Raw genomic sequence first — 16,664 nt, 5'->3', positions numbered from 1 at the left:
CGCGCGCGGTATGCGGCGCCATGAACTTCCTGATACTAGCCGCCATCGTCACCGCTGGTGTTGCGATCCTGTTGCCGATCTTCATGCGCGTTGCCCGCTGGGAGATTTCGCAGCAACAGCGCCGCGAGCCGCCGGGCGAGGAATAACCGAGTCCAGCGCGCCTCGCAGCGTGTCAGCCTCCAGAGGCCACATCCAGAAGCGCTTGCCCCTGGTCGCCGAAGAGTGCGGCACGTCCTCGACATATTCCGGTTCAACGTTCGGCCGCTTGACTGTCAGCGAGGCGTGCATGTCCTCATCGTCGATCGCGAAATAGATCGTCGCCTCGATCCATTCGCCGCCGTCGTGGAACATGACAGACGCGCCGATATGCTCGAACGCGGGCGGAATGCTGCTTGCCTTCGCCATGGTCAGATCCTGCTCTTGTAGCCGGCACCCCGGCGCGTGAACTCGTGGTCGAGCGCCATCAGCATCGCGCCCGTTGCCTGAGGATCGGAGACGAGAGCCGTCTCCATCCGGTGTTCGGCGATCGTGAACTGGGCATCCATCGTCACTGTGTCACTGACCCCGACAGTCAGACCCAGGTCGAACGTCCCGGCGCTAAAGTCCGCCGTTGCCGGGTTGCCGACGTTCTGCGCGGACGCGACGGCGCCCGTGGTATAGCCCGCCAGCACCTGTGCCGCGCCGTTCGAGAACACCCCGCCAACTTGGTTGTAGATGTTCGTCTCGGTCGGATTCGCGTTCGCCACGCCCTCGAACTTGGAGACCGTCCATTTCGGGAAGGTCGCGCGATAGGTGTAGGGCGTGCCCAGCGAGAGTGTCACGGTTGGGAGCGGCGCCTTGTTTGTGACCGTCGTGCCGTCCACCGAATTGAAGGTGCGCGCGTCGCTCGCGTTCTTCCACTCGAAGGCGCGGTTGAGCGTCAGGACATTGCTCGACACAGCCGAGACCGTCCGTAGCACCGTCTTGCTGTTGAGGGTCAGGCGCAGCGGCATGCCGACCGGGAACATGGTGCCGTCAGCCACCTTGATCTGCGTTCCGTCCGCCGAGATAGTGACGGTGCCCCCATAGGTCGCGATATAGGTCGCATCGAACAACTTGCGGCTGAAATGAGTGCGCGCAAACGACTTCGAGGTGAAGTTCGCGAGCGGCGCCGGGGAGATCGTGGCAGTGCCCGAACCGCCGGCCGTGCCGATATCCGTGATGCGCCCGTAATAGGGAAGCGCACTGGTTACCGTCGTGCTCGACGTCGTCTGAGACACGCTCACGGTATAGGTCCCGGTCCCGCCAGTCCCGGTTCCAAGCGCGGTGATGATCGTGCCGAATCCGACGCCCGTGCCCCGCAACGAGTGACCGACCGCCAGCGCCCCGCTTGTGACGGCTGTGACTGTCAATACGGTCGCCGCGATCGAGGCGGTGACCACCGCGACGTCGCCGTTACCATCCGAGATATAAATCCCGTGCCCGTAGGTCCGGTCGTTGTTGTTGAACGTCACTGTCGCCGTCGATGTCGGATCGCCCGGGGTGCCCGTGTGCGTGCCCGCATAGGTAACGAGGCGGCTGCTTACCTGCGCTTGCGTGCCGATCGTCAAATCCGCTTCGGCGAGCGTGCGGCTGACTGATACTGCCGAGATGCCGGTGAGGACCGCGGCGTCGATGTTCGTGCTGTGGGCAGTCCTGAGATCGGCGACCGTGTACTTGTTGCACTCGATGACGCTCGACGAATCCGCGGTCCAGGCCGTGCCATATGCCCAGGGCGAATTGTTCTGGTCGTAATAGACGCCGAAGATGCCCCGCGTGGAGCGGATGTTGAAGGCCGAACGCGTCGTGTTCGAAAACTGGAACACGCCACGGATCGTCGAATCCTGCAGGTAGATGTTCAGCACTTGGCTCTGGCTCGATGGAGCCCCGGAACCGACTGCCACATGCGTGTAGCCGATCGCGGTCCCGGTCGAAGGTGCGTCGATGAAGCTGTTGATCATGTAGACCGACGCGCCATCATTGTTGTGGGTGAACAACTGGCGATGATCGCCGAACGCGCCGGCACGAAGCCTGATCCTGCAATCCTCGGCGATCAGGGTTGGCGCGCCTACGTCGGTGAAACTGTTGCAATCCCAGGTGCTGAGCCCGCGCAAGACGACGCTACGACGGATCAAGCCCAGCCCAACAGCAGCACTGCAGCTCACCAGTTGGGTGTTCGTCACCATCACCGATTCGTGCTGCTCGGTTGTCCCGTCTGGGTTGGTGCCGCTCCCATGGGTGTAGATGCCGATCGCGAAGCCTTTTACGTAGCTGTCGAGAATCTCAAAGCCCGCGCTCATCCCGTCCTGGCTGTTCGCGCGGAAGTTGTGGATGCCGCCGCCGCTATAGGCGACCGGCCCCCCGTGATAAGCCGCCGTCGCGCGGTGCCCGACGAAGTTAACACCGCCCCACACGCCGCCGTGGATCGCCGCCTCGATGCATTCGCAGTTGCTAACCGTCTCGACCTTCCACGCGAGCCCCGCCGTGGTGGTGCCGTTGCCCGTATAGGTCGAGATCATGTCCTTCGATCCGGTGCATTCGAACCGAATGTCGCTCAGGCGCTGCGAAAACCCGACCGTGGCCGCGTAGCTCTGATCCACCGTCGAGAAGAACTGCCCGGCCGCGATGCTGTTCGGGTTGCTCCCGTCCGGCATGGTCAGGCCATAGGTGTAGAGCGTGCCCCAGGTCCCGATTGCCTGCGGATTCCAGTTGCTTGTGGCGCTCTGGTAGCAGGTGAACGTGCCGAAATGCGCCTGACAATAAGCGCGGTTGGCCGCGATCGACCCGCCCGAGAAATACCGGGGGATGCCGCTATCCTCCAGCCGCACGCCGGAGCGCTCCCAATAGAGCGCAGGCTGCCAGATCAGCGACGCGCTGTTGACGATCGTGGCGGCAAAGGCCGGCGCCTGAAGCTCCCAATAGTTCGGATAAGTCCCCGCGTCCGGCTGCGTCCATGTGCCGACAAAGGCAAAGCGCGGCGTGATGCGCGGCTTGCGGCCATTGCCATAGGCTTGCACATGCGCGTTCGGGCAATTGGCGAACTGCGGATTCTTCTCGAACCACGTCGCTCCGCGCGCGAGGTAGATGTTTTGCGTTGCCGAACTGGTCAACAGTAGCCCAGCCGCCAGCGTCTTGACCGCGGTCGAGGCGATGCGCCCGTCGCTGGCGTCGTTGCCGCGGACCTGATCCACATAGACATCGGCCTGCATCGGCATGTAACGGACGAACGTCGCGACTCCACCGACCTTCTGGTAGCGCACCACGCGGCCTTCACGGCTTTCGTCGGCCGTGACTTCGGACACCTGAAGGTTGCTCTGTGCGGCCAGAGCCGCAGTATATGCCGCCTTCGTTGCGAAGAACGCGATGTTGCCGCTGCTGTTCGATGCTGCGAGGGCTGTTGCTGCCGAGCCTGCAGCGGATGCGGCCGAGATGGCGCCCGCCGCCGCGCTGGCGCTCGCGCTGCTTGCCGAGCCCGCTGCGACGCTGGCGGACACGCTGGCGGCAAGGGCGCTGATCGACGCTGCTGAGGCGCTTACTGCGGTGGCTGTTACGGCCGCCTCCACAGACGCCACATCGGCATTGAAACTGGCCAGCGAAACCGTCGTGGTGAAATTGCCGGCACCGTCGAAAGCTGCGACCGTTCCTGCACGAGCGCCAACGGAAGGAAGCGAGATTCCAGGCTCGCCTATCGGCACGGAAACGTTGCGCGCGTCCTCGTATATTTCTGTCTTCGGAAACGGGCGCGGGTTGCTGCCATCAGGATCGGCGACGATCAGCGTATAGGTGCCATCGGGCACGTAGAACCAGAACTCGCCGAACCCATCCGTAAGCACCGGCTGGGCAAGTGGTGTCACGCCTTCGTCGGAATAGACCTGCACCGGGTCGCCGTCCGCCGTGGTGAGGCTGATCTGAGCCTGATAGACCGGGAGGCCGCTCGTCGCGCTGCTGATGCTGTCCTGATATTTGCGCACGCTATGCCCCCCGCTGGATAAAAACGGGGACGGAAATCGAGTTCGTCAGCCCGTTGGCGTCAGTCACCGTGTCGGTAGGTTCGCCCTCGACCTCCCCCTCGATCGCGGGTGGCGTGCCGACAAAAGCTGTGGACGCGGATGTCGGATTGGTCGCAGACACGCCGCCTGAGGGCGCCCATGAGTGCGAGTAGGGGGGCGTCCCGCCAGCGACGTTGACCGTCACCGAACTGCTGGTGATCGGCCCCGTCTTGGCGCTGGAATAGCCGCTCGCGCTGTCGGGAAGCGCTGCCAGGCGGATACCCTGCTTGTACCCCTCCTTCAGGTCGCCCGGGTCCGTGCCATCCGCGATGCGCACGCGGATCTGGTCGACTGCCTTCAGATCTCCTGCGCTGACGCCGTCCGCCGTGCGGAAGGACACAGCCCCTGCCGAGCGCTTTACCGCAGCGCTATCGCGCCAAAAGAGGCTCACGACCCAGTGATCCAGATATCACCCGCCAGTGAGGTCGGGTCGCTCGCGCCCGCTGCGGTGTAAAAGACGCGGCCGGATGTGAAGGCCGCAGTCGTGTGGTAAAGGTGCGGCCCGGCACTGGCGCGAGTGATGTTGCCTGATACCGCGCCGCCAGCGCTTGCCAGCACGGCCAAGGCGGTGCGCGCGGTTGCAAGGTCCGGAGCGGCGAAAAACGCGTCCAGCGCGGTGCTGAACGCAGCCCGCAACTCCGCCATGATCTCGCGCTCGGCGTTATTCAGGTTCGACGGCGGACAGTTCTCGGCAATACTCACCCCGCCAACCGAGGTGTTGTCGGCTGCTGTAGCGCTCCAATCTGCGAAACTCATGCGGCGTTCCTCTCGGGAAGGTACCGCCACGACGTCCTCTTTTTGATGTGGCAAACGCCCGAGGCAGTCATGCCGTAGTCTTTTGCAATTTCCCTCAGGGTTTCCGCGCCCCGATCGCAGCGCTCCCGGATCTCATAGGCCTGATCTTCGGAGATAATGGGTCGCCAGTGTCGATTCCCAATCTGCGCGGTGCCGGTAACGAACTTGTGAGCGGTGTTCTGCTTGGGAGTGACCCACTCAAGATTTTCAGGGCGATTATCCCAACGCTGCGCGTTAATGTGGTTCGCCTGCTCGTCGTCTACCGGCGAGCCATGGAATGTCTCGCAGATGACGCGTCCGATGCGCTTGGAAAATGATTTCCGACCAATGTAGAATGAGACGTTCTCGTAACCGTTGTTCCATGAGGTGGCACGGATGGCGCCTGTGCCAGCGCTGCGGACACGGCCAAAAGTGCTGGCCTCGTATCGCGCCTCCCAACCGGGCACAGGCTTCCACTGCTCGTAGGAAACAATACCGTCGTCGGAGATCATCGGGAAGCGCCTCGCTCGTTTCTCTGGTGGAAACGGCTGCTCGCGATGAGCTGGGCGCGTGGGCGGAACTGTAACAGAGGCGGGAGGCTATGCCAAGGCCCTGCGGCATGCTATTGAGCGCGACATGCTCTTCCCAAAATGGCTCTCCGGTCTGTTCCCAAGACGGACTGTAGATTTGAATGACGACCAGGCGACCATCGCAGAACACGTCCCTGAATTGGTGGGCATGGACCGCACCGAAGGAATGGCTCTTGTTCTCTCAGAGATTCGCCAGTTTCGCGCCGTCCATGGCGATACGTTGGCAGCAGAGCTCGCCTACCGCATGAAAGATTCTCAGGACGCTTGGGAAGCTGAGGGCCGGGATATGCCCTATTGGGGTAACCTCGTCGTTCTGCGCATGATGGAACGCGAGATTGGTGAGACTCGAGCATGACCGCTTTTGAAATCGCCGCCGCGGTCGCGCTCAAGTCGGTCGTTTTTGGGGTGATCGGTCGCTGGAAAATGCGGTCACTGGCCCGACAGGAGCAATGGCGCAGTGCCCGCGCCGAACATGCCGGCGACTGGTGCGGCCCGCGTCAACTGACCGCCGAGCGTCCGCAGCGCATCCGGGCGATCGAGCAACGTACTCACCAGAAGCTGCTGCCCGCGCCGCGTGTAGAGTAGCGAGCCGAGCGCGCCCGCACCCAGCACCGAACCTGCCGTTCCGAGCCCGCCAGTCTTCGCAGAATCTACATCCCCGCCAGATATGCCACCAGCGCCCGACCCGGCGGCGGTGAGGCCGCCAAGGACCATGAGCCTGCCCGCCGTTCCGCTGTCAGGGACGCGGCTTGGCAAGACGTTCTGCCCAGCCCGCGCAAGCTCGAAAAATGGCTGGTTCGTAGTGCCGTGTGTCCCGCCGAAGCGGCGCGAGTTCTTCGCAGCTTCGTCGGCCAACTGCGAAGGCATGAACATGCCCGTGTCTCCGGAGCGGTTCCCATTGCGCGCGCTGTTCACCGCCTCGCGCAGGACGCTGACATTCCGGTATGCCTCATTCGCATTGCTGAACGCGGGCAAGACATCTGGCGCCTGGCGCTGCAATATGCCCTCTAGCGCGCCCTGCGTATCGCGTGCGACCGTGCCGAAGTCGTAGCCGTAAGGCTCGTTCTGCACCGCGCGCGCATCACGCTGGAGGCCACGCACTGACTGCTGAAAGCCGTTGCCGGTCAGTTCCCCATTCGGGCCGAATGAGTTTCCGACGCGGGTGTTGAGCGTGTACTCAGCTCGGGCCGCCATCGGATCAGGGAGGTTGCGGGCCGCATTGAAGATTGGCCTCATCTGCGCCTCGAAAGGTGCATCTCCATTGACGCGCACGCCATCGAGAGCGTTCGAGAAAGCATCCCCGACAAGCTGGCGCGCGTTATCGACGCCCTGCTCTGCCACCTGGCCTGTCGCAGTCTGCCCGATCGGTGCCAATCCCTCGTTGAATCCAGCAACGTTGAAACCCCGAATGCCCTCTTGGCGCCGAGCGTTGATCATGTCGCCGAGGATGGGGAAACTCGTCAACTTGTCTTCGAGTGCCTTTGCGCCGCCTCCAAGCGCCTGCCCCGCCGTCACGGGCACGCCAGCGCGCTGCAGGAATGTCACCGCGGGATCAGTAACGCCGCGCGCCAGTGCCCCCGTGCCCCGCGCAACGCCGCGCCCGAACATGCCGCCGAGTGTGCCGCCTACAGCGCCGAAGCTGCCGCCTGAGAGACGATCGCCATTGTCTGCCGCTCCAGCGCCAGAAATCCCGCCGTACAGCGCATCAGCACCCCGAGCGATGCCAGTGGGGCCAAGGCGCGTGACACCAAAGCGCGCTGCGGCATTGCCCAGACCCGCTTCCAAGCCGCCCGCAGCGAGGGCACCGCCTGCGATATTGCCGGCAGTCGAGGAAATTGGATTGGCATTCGCCACCCCTGCCATCCCCGCGCGCGCGAGATCGGCGTTGCCGCCCGTCAGGCCAACGAGGCTGTCAAGGTTGTTGCCGGTCACAGCATTGCCTGCGGCCATGCCGAACGCGCCCACAGGGCTTTGCGCGGCGAGGTTCGTGCCCTGCTGGATCAAACCGACCGGCACCTTTTTGAATCCCAGCGCGTCGAGGTTGTAGCCGCCCTTGTAGGTGGGATTGTCGTGTCGGAACTTGAGTGCCGCTGCGACTGAAGCGGGACTCGCGTCAAGGTTCGTCGCGAACTGCATGATCCGAGCATCGGAGACGCCACTACGGAGCATCTTGTCGAGCGTCGCAATCGCGCCCTTGCGGGTCGGATCGGGAACGGTCGTGAAGCCGTCGTTGTTGAGCGCGAGGCCGCCGCCACCTCCCGGCCCACCGTAATATTGCTGCGTCTCATCTGGCCGCGCGCCGCCGGGAGGAATCGTTGGCCCACTGCCGGGTGCCCCGCCCTGCCCGCCCATTGCGGGAAGGACGAATTCCTTCTTTTTGCCGATACCGAACGTCTCTTGCACCTTCGGGTCTGCTGGGTCCTGTCCCGCCTGGATCGCCTTGATGCGGCGATAGTGCAGTTCGACGTTATCGAGGTTCCGCTTGAACTGCTCGGCGCTCTGCGACTGGTCCAGTGCAGCGACCGAATTGCGCAGCATTTCACCCTCACGCTCACTCAGCGCACCGAAGCCGGAAGCGCCGGTCGACGACTGGCTCTTGAGCTGCGACAGCACGTCCTGTGTCACGCGTGAGCCGATGGTGCTAATCGTGCCGTGCAAATCGTCTGCCTGCGTCCCGCCGATACCTTGGAGACGCTTGCCGACAAAGCCTGTAGACCAGCCCGACGCTTGACCGCGCGCGGTGTCGATCGCCGTCAGTACTTCATCGAGCGACAGATCCTTCTGGAGCTGCGTTTGGCGAGGATCGAGCCCGCCGGCCTGCGCTTCCCGCTGGGCCTTTGTGGCATCGGCCTCCGCCTTTGCGGCATCTGCCTTGGCTTTGCGTTCATCATACGGCGCGGTCGCAAGATCGGCCTGCTTGGCGGCGAGGTTTGCTGCGGCCATCGGCGCCTCGTACTGGCGCGCTGGATTAGGTCGCCCGATCGTCAGCGGCTGCGGACCTGCAGGCGCGGTACCCATCGGCACCCACTTCCCGCCCTTGAACACCAGCGGGCCGTTGGGGCCGTCTGCGATATCGCCTTCTTCGTACATTATCGAAGCCCCGTCGTGCCGCGCCGGCCGAAATAAGGAACCTGGCCGTAGCCGGGCAGAGTGACGTGGTTGTGGTCACCTTCTGGCAGGATACGCGCGCCGGGACCGAAATAGGCGCGGAGCTGCGCCGGCGTTGCCCCGGTATAGTCCGCCGCATCGCCGGTAAGGTGATGGCTATTCGGAACCCCGCCTACCAGTCGGTTCCCCGCTGGCGTGCGCCGGCCGCTTGTCATGGTGCCTGGCGCTTTCATCGGATCGGGAAAGGTGGACGGCCCAGAAGCCGCACCTCCCTTCTTGCGCACGGTATAACCGGGAGGGAGCCCGCCAGCCGCCGGAGCGCCACCAGGAGCGGGGGCGCCCGCAGGCATGCCGTTGACCATCGGGATAAGCGACTTCGTCCCGTCGCCGTTGTCTGACGTGATCCACGTAACCTTGGGCGTCGGGTCCTTGTAGACGATCTGCGGCTTGCCATCGGGGCCGATGACTGCTTGGCTGCCGTCGTTCGTCTCGAAATAGTGCGGAGCGACCGGCGCAGGGTTCTCCCGCGCCCATTGCTGGCGTGCAAGCCACGTCGCCTGTTCATCCTCACGCTGGCGCTGATACTGCTGTTCGGCAATCGCCTGCTGCTGGCGTGCGCGGATCTGCGGCGTGAACATCTGGTTGCCGGTCAGGAGGTCGCCGAGCATGCCGAGCTTTTCCGCCCATCCCCCGGGTGCGTTGAAGCCGCCCTGTGGCTTGGGTGCCATTCCCGCGCCGGGCATTCCTTCGGTGCCGGGTGGCGCGTAGATTGGAGGCGTGCCGATCGGCGCCTGCCCCATCGGTGCACCGAACATGCCGCCCTTGGGCTTAATGCCGAACATGAAGGGCCTCGTAGTTGACGGTCAGGAAGCCTCCGACTTCAGGGCCAAGAGCCCACGGCCGAAGCTGCGCCACTTCGTCGGCCATCACGCCCTCATGCGACGGGCCGCCGAATATGTAGCGATAGACATAGCGCCCGAGCCCGTCCGCATGCTCGCCAATCTTGCGGATTTCCATCTTCAGGCGCCGATCGGAGAAGATACCGGCGATGCTGGCTGCGGTCCCGAGGCCTTGCATGATGCTGGAGCCGGTAGATGGCGTCGAAGTCTGCGTGTTGTAATTGCCGAGCAAGCCGCCGAGCGCATTGGCGTAGCTATTCGCGCCCGATTGCGGAATCTGCGCCTGGCCGGTGAGGTATGCGAGCAGCGTCTGGATGTTGTTGTCGTTCGCGCCCGACAGTGCCGCAGCGTTCGCGACGCCCTTGTCCTGATAGCCGCGTTCCGTCGAATAATCCTGATAGCGGAGGCCGGTCTCATTGCGGGCCAGCTCGCGCGCGAGAAGCTGCGCCTGCGCAGAGCCCCCTGCCCCACCGCGCATACCGATCGCGCCATTGACCTTGTTGGCAACGTCGCTGTTCGTGCTGTCGATGATGCCCTGCAGATGCGGATTACCGCCCAGATACTTCCCGCCGAGCACGTCCTGATTGTACTGGCCCGCCGCGGCCAAGCCGGGGTTGTCGAGCGTCGATGCGGCGACACGGCCCATGTTGTTCTGCAGAAAGCTGCTAATGTTGGCGATGTTGGGCTGGTTGGCGTTGTAAGCACCCTGCACCGCGTTCGCGCCTGCCGTGATGTACGGCTGGCTGAACTTCGACGGGCCTGTCTCGGTTTTCGATTTCTTGCCCATTACAGCGCCTTCTCATAGGCCGTGGCCACTGACTGCCATCCGAGCGCGGACAGCGGCTTTTTCCAGCCCTCGCGGCCCCATGCGCGCATCGCGACGGCGCCGACGCTGCGAGCCGCCTGCTCGATCTGATCATTGAGGGGGGCGAGCCAGCGAACGTGACCCTCTCCCCCCACAAGGAAGACTTCGACCACCTCCCCTCTGTTGGATTGAGCAATTCGGGTAACCGCCGAAGCTGCAAGCGTGCCATTCTCGATGACCGCCCAAAGCTGCATCGTATCGGCTGCGATTTCAGCCTCAACCGCCTGCCAGTCCTCGCCGCCGCGTTCGGCCGCCGGAGTGAGCATGTCTCGCGCAACCGGCCACATTGCCCACGAAAGCGGGTCGCGGATCATGCCGATGATGAGTTCGGGCGGCTCTGTCTTGGGGAGTGCGCTCATTGCCTGTCCATTTTCGAGTGGACGGCTGCCAATGAGGCTGGGCGCGTGCTGGGGACGATATCAGAGGCCGGGCACCTAGTAAAGCGCCTGCCACACCGCGCCGTCATAGAACTTCAGCTTGCCGTCCACGCTGTCGGCCGCAAGCATGCCGTGGACTGGCGACCCAGGCAGTGCAGCTGGCGGAAGCGTGATGCTGGCGAGCGTGAATGGGGTAGCGGCGAAGGTTTCCAGCGCCGTCGCCCGAGCATCGAGCGCCGACAGTGCCGCATCAGTTGCGGCATCCGTCATTTCCAGCGTGTCGACGCGTGCCGTGACGCCCGCTACGGCCTCAATCACCCGATTGATGGCCTCCGCTGCCCGGCGAACCCATTCCGGCGAGCTGGAGGCGGTTACGGGAACGCGGAGGATCACCGACCGCTCCCCGGCTCTACCTCAAGCTGGATGCCCTGCGCATAGGTCCAGACCGCATCAGCCGCGAAGTCGAGGCGCGGCGCGATATAGCGCTTGTTCATGCGAACCGGCATGAGCCCGGAAGGGTTGAGCGTCCCTCGCGCAGAAGTAGCCGCCGGATCGCCGAGCCGCGCACGTCCATCGAGCGTGACCGTCAGTCCTGACACAGCATCGCCGAGTGGACGCGTCGTCCGAACCCGCGCGCTCACCCCCGGCACATATTCCGAGAAGGGCGCCTGAAACCACGCCGCTGCGTTGGCCCCTGACAGCGTGCCGATCGTGTTGGTCGGATCGACCACGAGAAACAGCGGGTCGCCGCCTGCAAACCGCGGATCGTCCAGCGAATAGGGGATAGTATCGACGCCGCCAGGGTAAAGCGCATCCAGTGCCTCCAGTGAGGTGTTGGCCGAGAATCCCGAAAACGTCGCGTTGAACGTGCCGCGTATGTTCGACCAGCGATCAAGCGCCCAATCGTAGAGCAGGGTCAGGCCGGGATTGCCGGGCATCATCCACGCGACGACGCTCCGGCGCGGATCTACCGCAGCGTACATCTGGTTGACGATCGACCGGGCGTAGAGCTTACGGAACGTCTCATCGACGCGCTCATTGCCGATCGGGGTTACTGCGTTGCCGTCGCAGCGCATGAAGCCGCGGTCGGAATAGAAGAACACCTGCCTGCCATCGAGACCGGCCTGGATGATCGACCCGCGCGAGATGGCGCCGATGTTGTCTGCGATCGGGTCGAACTGGAATGGGTTATCCGGGTCGCCGGTATAGGTCATCCGCACGACGCGGGAGCGCTGGAGGATGACCCCATACTCGCCGCTTGAGATGCCCATGACAGGGCCGCCCGCCAGCATCGGCTGAAACCCCGCCTGATCGACCCCCGGTGTGTTGCCGTCAGCATTGTTGAACGCCGACCACTGAATCATCGCAGCGTTGCCGTCCGCCTGGCCGTAGACCACGAAATCGCGCACCGTCGCGACGCAAACAGCGATCGGGGCATCGGGCACGTCTGCGATGGTGTTGGCGATCAGGTCGATCTTCGTCGTCGTGCCGCCGTTGACCGCAATAGCCAGGTCGCCGAACTGCGTGAACTGCCAGCGCTCGGGTACGGTCAGACCGGTGTCGAGCGCGGACCATGCGGTGCCAGAATAGCGGTAGATCGCGTCATCGGTGCCCGCCAGCAGCGCGCCGGAGTTGTCGGACGCGACGAATGCCGTTCCGCCCTTGAACGCGCCCGGAAGTGCGGCCGTGAACGATTGGAACTGCCCTACGGGCCGGTAGCCTGTCGCCCCCGCATAAGCATTGGCCATGTCAGTCAGGCCATCTTGGAGGTGAAGCGGCTTGTCCGGCTCATAGGCGCCGAAGATGGTCGTTGCCGTGCTCACCGCAGCCCGATGCGCTCATTCACCGCCGGCTTCATTGTCAGTGGCCCTGAGCCATAGCGCCGACGCACGCCCGCCATCATCGTCTCGCTCAGCATCTCATCGACTGCGGCCTTGATCAGCGACAGGCGGGCGTCGTTCCAGCCGTAGAACTCGGCGTGGAGCAGCGAGGCGAACAGATAAAGGTCCGGGCGCCGCCTGTAGAGCCAGTTGGTCTGCGTCAGAAGAGTGAGCGCGGGGAGATTGGCGCGGTAGGTCAGCTTTGCCGTGTACGCTTGATCGGGAGTCGGCCAGAAAGCGAAATTCCCTGCGTCGATCGCGAACTTTGTCGGCCGCGCGAGGGGTGGCGAGCTGTCAATATCGTTGGGTAGGGCATAGAAATCAGCCGGCGAAAGTTGGTCCATCGCAGCATAGCCGGGAATGCCGAGCGTGCGGATGCTGTCGAAGTCGGTCGGAAGCGCCACCAACGCGGCTGGCGTCAGCGATATTCGGACTTCCATGTCCGGCATAACCAACACATCGCGGAATCGCGCTTCTGCCATACGGACAAAGTCCGGGATCCGGTCTGTCAGGTCGTCGCGTTCGAGCCAGCGGGCGACAGATAGGAGTAGCCCGTCGTAGGTAGTGAGATCGTCCGCCGTTTCTGCGTCGATGAAGATGGTCATCAGCCTAGACCTCGATCCACTCGACGAACCACGTGGCCGTGAACCCACTCGTCAAAGCCGCGCCGTTGTAATTGAGGCTCAGGCTCTCAGCGACGCTGCGCAGGACGAGGCCCTGACGCAGATCGACCAAGCTGGAAGCCGTTCCGAGCGCCGCGGCCGCACCGCTCGCGGTCAGGGTCGATGACGAGAACTGCAGGATATTGACGTTGCCCACGAGGGTTCCCGTGGTTGGCGCAGCGCTGTAGAGGTTCACCACCGCTGTCGCAGCCGCGCTCGCGCTATCGAGCGGGAATGGGGTTGGCTGGGTCGCGGTGCCCCCCGTGTTCGCCGTGCTGCGCTTGACGAAATAGAGCGTCTGCAGCGCCGCCGCGGTCGACTGGATCTGCACCGACAGTGCCGTGACGATGACGGTCTTGGTAGCGGAACCGGTGATGGTGATCATGTCGGTCGGGGTGGCGTAAGCGGCATAGCCCACGCCGGTCGCACGGTAGGTGGGGCTGCCAGCCGCAACGCCGGACGCGTTGGCGAGCGGAAATTTTGCCGATGTTCCCGGAGTGACCGGCATCGGGTTTGCATCGGAAACGCGATCCCTCAGACTGAACGTCATTTACTCGCCCTTCCAGCAAATGGACTCGGGCGCCCGCGCGAACGAGCGCCCGAGGAATTACAGCGTCGGCTCGTTTGCCGCCTTGATTGCAGCCACGAGCTGCTTGGCGCTCAGGCCGTCAGGATTGACCTTCGCCGTGATCGCGAGGGCGCGGAGAACATCGAGGCCCAAGCTCTCGGTAATCGGAGGATCGCCCGGAATCTTGTTCAGCGAACCCTCGATCGCGTGCGCCTCTTCCGGCGTTTTCTCCGTCCAGCCGTCGCCCTTTGGGGCGTCGGTCACGAACGGCTCACCGGCCTTGGTGTACTTTCCAGCGGCGAAGACATCGCTGGTCGAGATATAGGCCTTTGGCTGCTTTGCTTTGGTCATGACGCCCTCACAGAGTCTGGTTGGTCTGGTTGCCGGCGACGACGCCAGCCGTGATCTGCCCGAGCGTGGGCGCAGTGCCCGCGACCGTGTAGAGCAGCCGGTGATAGCGGCGATCGGCACCGACCGGGATGGCGTCGGGCAACAGGTGGCGGGCACCGGAAGCCAGGTCGGCCAGCGCATAGGTCGGCGACGTGAAGACCGTCGTCTTGTTGGTCGTGAACGCTGCGTCGTCCGCCACCTCGTAGGTGATGATGAGCGAGGTCAGGTTGTTGAAGCTCTGCACCACGCGGACGGCGAGCGGGACGGACGTGCCCTTGCCCATATCGCGCCGATGGGCCGCAGCGGCCCCGTAGGACGTGCCCGTGGCGCCAGTGTCGAGGACGTTGGTGGACGCAGCGGTTGCCGTGATGGCCTGAGCGTTGCTGAACTGTTCGGTTGTGTCGAAAATCATTTCGTGTCTCCCTTGCCCAGCGTTAGCTGACGACCGTTTCGGCGTTGATGATGCTGTCGGTCTCGCGGATCGGCATGCCCCGGTAGGTCATGACCTCGCGGCCTTCGAGTTCCATCGGCGTCAGCTTCAGCGCCGCGTTGGTGCTCTGCGTGCCGAGTGCGTCCAGCGCCTCCAGGATCGTGCGGTTCATGTAGATGACCGTGCGACCGGCCGAGACCATGCCGCCGTTCTGGATCTTGCGATTCCGGCGAACCTGCAGCTTGTAATAAGCCTGGCGCATGAACTTGTAGAGGTCGACCGTGCCGGCGGCGACGTCCGAAACGTCGATGTTCGCGATGCGCGCATTGTAGCGCCAGTCGCCGACGCGCACGCCGATATGCTGGCGGAACATCTCTTCCTTGGCATAGTAGGGATTTCCGAGCGTATCGAGGACGCGCTGACGGCCCATGTCCTGCCGGCTGATGCCCGCGGTCGTGCCCTCGGGATAGATCAGCGAGGTCTGCGCCGTGCCCCAGGTGACGAACCAGATGCTGGTGTTGTCGGAACCTGCACCAGCCGCGTTGACGATCTGGTTGCCCGCGCCATTGCCGCCGAGAACGCCGTAACGAGCCGCGAGGCCCTTGAAGCGCTCGGGGGTGGTGGCCGTGTCGGAATAGAAGAAGTTGGTCGCCACGTCCTGCGACATGGATTCGAGGAACGGTTCAGCCTCGCTCATGCGGACGGCGGCCGGGTTCTTGCTGATCTCGAGCAGGCGCTCATCGACGGTCGACATGCCCTCGACGAAGCCGGTCGTGTCCTCGACCTGCTGCGTGCCGGACTTGGACTGCGGGATGCCCTGATAGAGCTTGCCCCATGCGACGGACGGAAGGCCCGTGCGGATGGTCGAGAGATGCTTGGTGCCCTGGTTCGCCTCGATCATCACCGCATCTTCCATGATGGGGTTGATGATGTTCAGCGCCTCGATCACGGGCGTGATGTTGCGGTTCTGGTCGGTGCGCTTGTAGACATCGGCGAGGCCGAGAAAGCTGTTTCCAATCGTGGCCATGCAGGCCTCCCTTGTTTCGGGGAGCCCTCAAGCCCCCTCAGTTGCGGCGAACGTCGTCGGGATACATCTGCGCTTCGATGCTGACCGGGGCTCGGGAGCCATGTGGTGCGATCGGGCGTGCAGTGGGAGGAATTGCGCCCTTGGCGTCACGGACCGGGACCATCTTCGCCTTGTTGTACGCGTCCCACTTGTCGGCCTTGGCCTTGAGTGTGGCGACGTTCTTCATCGCGAGAATGTCACAGGCGCGAGCCTGGTTGATCAATTCCTGGGGATATCCGAGTTCTGCCGCGATGGGCGTTAGGGTCTCTAACAGCTTCGCGCGCGAGGATGGATCGGACCAATCCGTACCTAGCTTTTCCTCCAGCAACTGATGCTCGGCTTGAAGCTCTGCCTGATGCTGGTGGTGGGCAATGGCCTCAGCATGCTGCTGGGCTTCCTGCATCTGCTGCGTGAGTTGCTCCCGCTGGGCAGAGGTCGCACGATACGCTGCTTCCTGCTGGAAGTAAAGCGTCCGATGCGCCGGGTCGTCGCTGCTCAGTAAGCGGAGGTCGGGCGCCTGCACTTCGATCTGCGCGGCGTACTGCGCCAGCGCCTGCTGGTGGTTCGTCATGATGGTTTGAAGCGCCGTGCGCGCCTCGGTTTCGACCGTCTGGCGGGTCTGGGCGGCTTCCCGGCTCTTGGCCTGCAAGAACGTCTCGCGGTCGCGCTCGCGCGTCGCGATGATCTCCTGCGCCTCGCGCGGCAACTTAGCGAACTGGTCCTTTGCGTCCTTCGCCCACGACAGCGGCGCGGCGATAGGTTCGGCGCCGCGATCAGGATCGACTGGCGCGTCAGGGTCTGCACCCGGGTCGACCGGCTCCGCGTCGGGATCAGTTGCGGCTTCGCGCGCAGGATCCTCCGCATAGAAGTCGGCCGGGTCTACATCCTCGGCGCGCTGCTGCGGCTCGGCGATAGCGGGCGGCGCTGCGGCCGGATCGATCGCGTCCACTGCGGTGTCGACGGGTGCGGGCTGGTCATCAAGGTTCAC

Annotated in this window: 18 protein-coding genes; 1 reads left to right on the top strand and 17 read right to left on the bottom strand. The window is 64.0% G+C overall.

Annotated features, from left to right (window positions below; genetic code table 11):
• Positions 1–81: 81 nt before the first annotated feature.
• Genes AC1RT8_RS07375 through AC1RT8_RS07355 form a run of 5 tightly spaced genes read right to left on the bottom strand, consistent with a single transcriptional unit; the run spans position 82 to position 5,353 of the window.
• Positions 82–405, bottom strand: coding sequence for a hypothetical protein (locus AC1RT8_RS07375; protein WP_493074957.1), 324 nt, complete (start codon positions 403–405; stop codon positions 82–84).
• A gap of 2 nt (positions 406–407) precedes the next feature.
• Entirely contained in the window at positions 408–3,989 is a 3,582-nt protein-coding gene (locus tag AC1RT8_RS07370; protein ID WP_493074956.1) for a hypothetical protein, read from the bottom strand.
• Position 3,990: 1 nt separating this feature from the next.
• Positions 3,991–4,458 (bottom strand): hypothetical protein, encoded by a 468-nt coding sequence (locus AC1RT8_RS07365; RefSeq protein WP_493074954.1) that lies wholly within the window; start codon positions 4,456–4,458, stop codon positions 3,991–3,993.
• Complete coding sequence (locus tag AC1RT8_RS07360; protein WP_493074953.1) at positions 4,455–4,823, bottom strand: hypothetical protein; 369 nt, start codon at positions 4,821–4,823, stop codon at positions 4,455–4,457. Before AC1RT8_RS07360 ends, AC1RT8_RS07365 begins: the two co-directional genes overlap by 4 nt.
• Positions 4,820–5,353, bottom strand: coding sequence for an NUMOD4 motif-containing HNH endonuclease (locus AC1RT8_RS07355; RefSeq protein WP_493074952.1), 534 nt, complete (start codon positions 5,351–5,353; stop codon positions 4,820–4,822). The genes AC1RT8_RS07360 and AC1RT8_RS07355 overlap by 4 nt, the downstream gene beginning before the upstream one ends.
• A gap of 58 nt (positions 5,354–5,411) precedes the next feature.
• Here AC1RT8_RS07355 and AC1RT8_RS07350 point away from each other — a divergent pair, with 58 nt between their 5' ends.
• Entirely contained in the window at positions 5,412–5,786 is a 375-nt protein-coding gene (locus AC1RT8_RS07350; protein WP_493074951.1) for a hypothetical protein, read from the top strand.
• 74 nt (positions 5,787–5,860) lie between these two features.
• On the opposite strand, the gene AC1RT8_RS07345 is transcribed toward AC1RT8_RS07350, so the two are convergent.
• The 12 genes from AC1RT8_RS07345 to AC1RT8_RS07290 all read right to left on the bottom strand — a co-directional run bounded on the left by AC1RT8_RS07345 (position 5,861) and on the right by AC1RT8_RS07290 (position 16,664).
• Positions 5,861–8,521 carry a hypothetical protein gene (locus tag AC1RT8_RS07345; RefSeq protein WP_493074950.1) on the bottom strand — a complete coding sequence of 887 codons (2,661 nt, stop codon included), beginning with the start codon at positions 8,519–8,521 and terminating at the stop codon, positions 5,861–5,863.
• On the bottom strand, positions 8,521–9,381 hold the full coding sequence (locus AC1RT8_RS07340) for a D-Ala-D-Ala carboxypeptidase family metallohydrolase (RefSeq protein ID WP_493074949.1): 861 nt from the start codon (positions 9,379–9,381) through the stop codon (positions 8,521–8,523). The genes AC1RT8_RS07345 and AC1RT8_RS07340 overlap by 1 nt, the downstream gene beginning before the upstream one ends.
• Entirely contained in the window at positions 9,368–10,225 is an 858-nt protein-coding gene (locus AC1RT8_RS07335; RefSeq protein WP_493074948.1) for a tail fiber domain-containing protein, read from the bottom strand. Before AC1RT8_RS07335 ends, AC1RT8_RS07340 begins: the two co-directional genes overlap by 14 nt.
• On the bottom strand, positions 10,225–10,662 hold the full coding sequence (locus AC1RT8_RS07330; RefSeq protein ID WP_493074947.1) for a hypothetical protein: 438 nt from the start codon (positions 10,660–10,662) through the stop codon (positions 10,225–10,227). The genes AC1RT8_RS07335 and AC1RT8_RS07330 overlap by 1 nt, the downstream gene beginning before the upstream one ends.
• A 75-nt stretch (positions 10,663–10,737) precedes the next feature.
• Positions 10,738–11,073: a hypothetical protein gene (locus AC1RT8_RS07325; RefSeq protein ID WP_493074946.1), complete on the bottom strand. Its 336-nt coding sequence runs from the start codon at positions 11,071–11,073 to the stop codon at positions 10,738–10,740.
• The gene (locus tag AC1RT8_RS07320; RefSeq protein WP_493074945.1) at positions 11,070–12,503 is read right to left on the bottom strand and encodes a hypothetical protein; all 1,434 of its coding nucleotides are present in this window, start codon (positions 12,501–12,503) and stop codon (positions 11,070–11,072) included. The genes AC1RT8_RS07325 and AC1RT8_RS07320 overlap by 4 nt, the downstream gene beginning before the upstream one ends.
• Entirely contained in the window at positions 12,500–13,165 is a 666-nt protein-coding gene (locus AC1RT8_RS07315; protein ID WP_493074944.1) for a phage adaptor protein, read from the bottom strand. Before AC1RT8_RS07315 ends, AC1RT8_RS07320 begins: the two co-directional genes overlap by 4 nt.
• Before the next feature lie 4 nt (positions 13,166–13,169).
• Positions 13,170–13,772 carry a hypothetical protein gene (locus AC1RT8_RS07310; RefSeq protein ID WP_493074943.1) on the bottom strand — a complete coding sequence of 201 codons (603 nt, stop codon included), beginning with the start codon at positions 13,770–13,772 and terminating at the stop codon, positions 13,170–13,172.
• A gap of 57 nt (positions 13,773–13,829) precedes the next feature.
• Positions 13,830–14,141 carry a hypothetical protein gene (locus AC1RT8_RS07305; protein ID WP_493074942.1) on the bottom strand — a complete coding sequence of 104 codons (312 nt, stop codon included), beginning with the start codon at positions 14,139–14,141 and terminating at the stop codon, positions 13,830–13,832.
• Positions 14,142–14,148: 7 nt separating this feature from the next.
• Positions 14,149–14,592: a Bbp16 family capsid cement protein gene (locus tag AC1RT8_RS07300; protein WP_493074941.1), complete on the bottom strand. Its 444-nt coding sequence runs from the start codon at positions 14,590–14,592 to the stop codon at positions 14,149–14,151.
• 22 nt (positions 14,593–14,614) lie between these two features.
• On the bottom strand, positions 14,615–15,637 hold the full coding sequence (locus AC1RT8_RS07295; protein WP_493074940.1) for a major capsid protein: 1,023 nt from the start codon (positions 15,635–15,637) through the stop codon (positions 14,615–14,617).
• Positions 15,638–15,674: 37 nt separating this feature from the next.
• Complete coding sequence (locus AC1RT8_RS07290; protein ID WP_493074939.1) at positions 15,675–16,664, bottom strand: hypothetical protein; 990 nt, start codon at positions 16,662–16,664, stop codon at positions 15,675–15,677.

This window comes from Sphingomonas sp. GW821-FHT10F11 (genome assembly GCF_058809095.1).
Note: the sequence above shows the minus strand (reverse complement) of the source record. Positions and strands in the feature narration are given on the sequence as shown.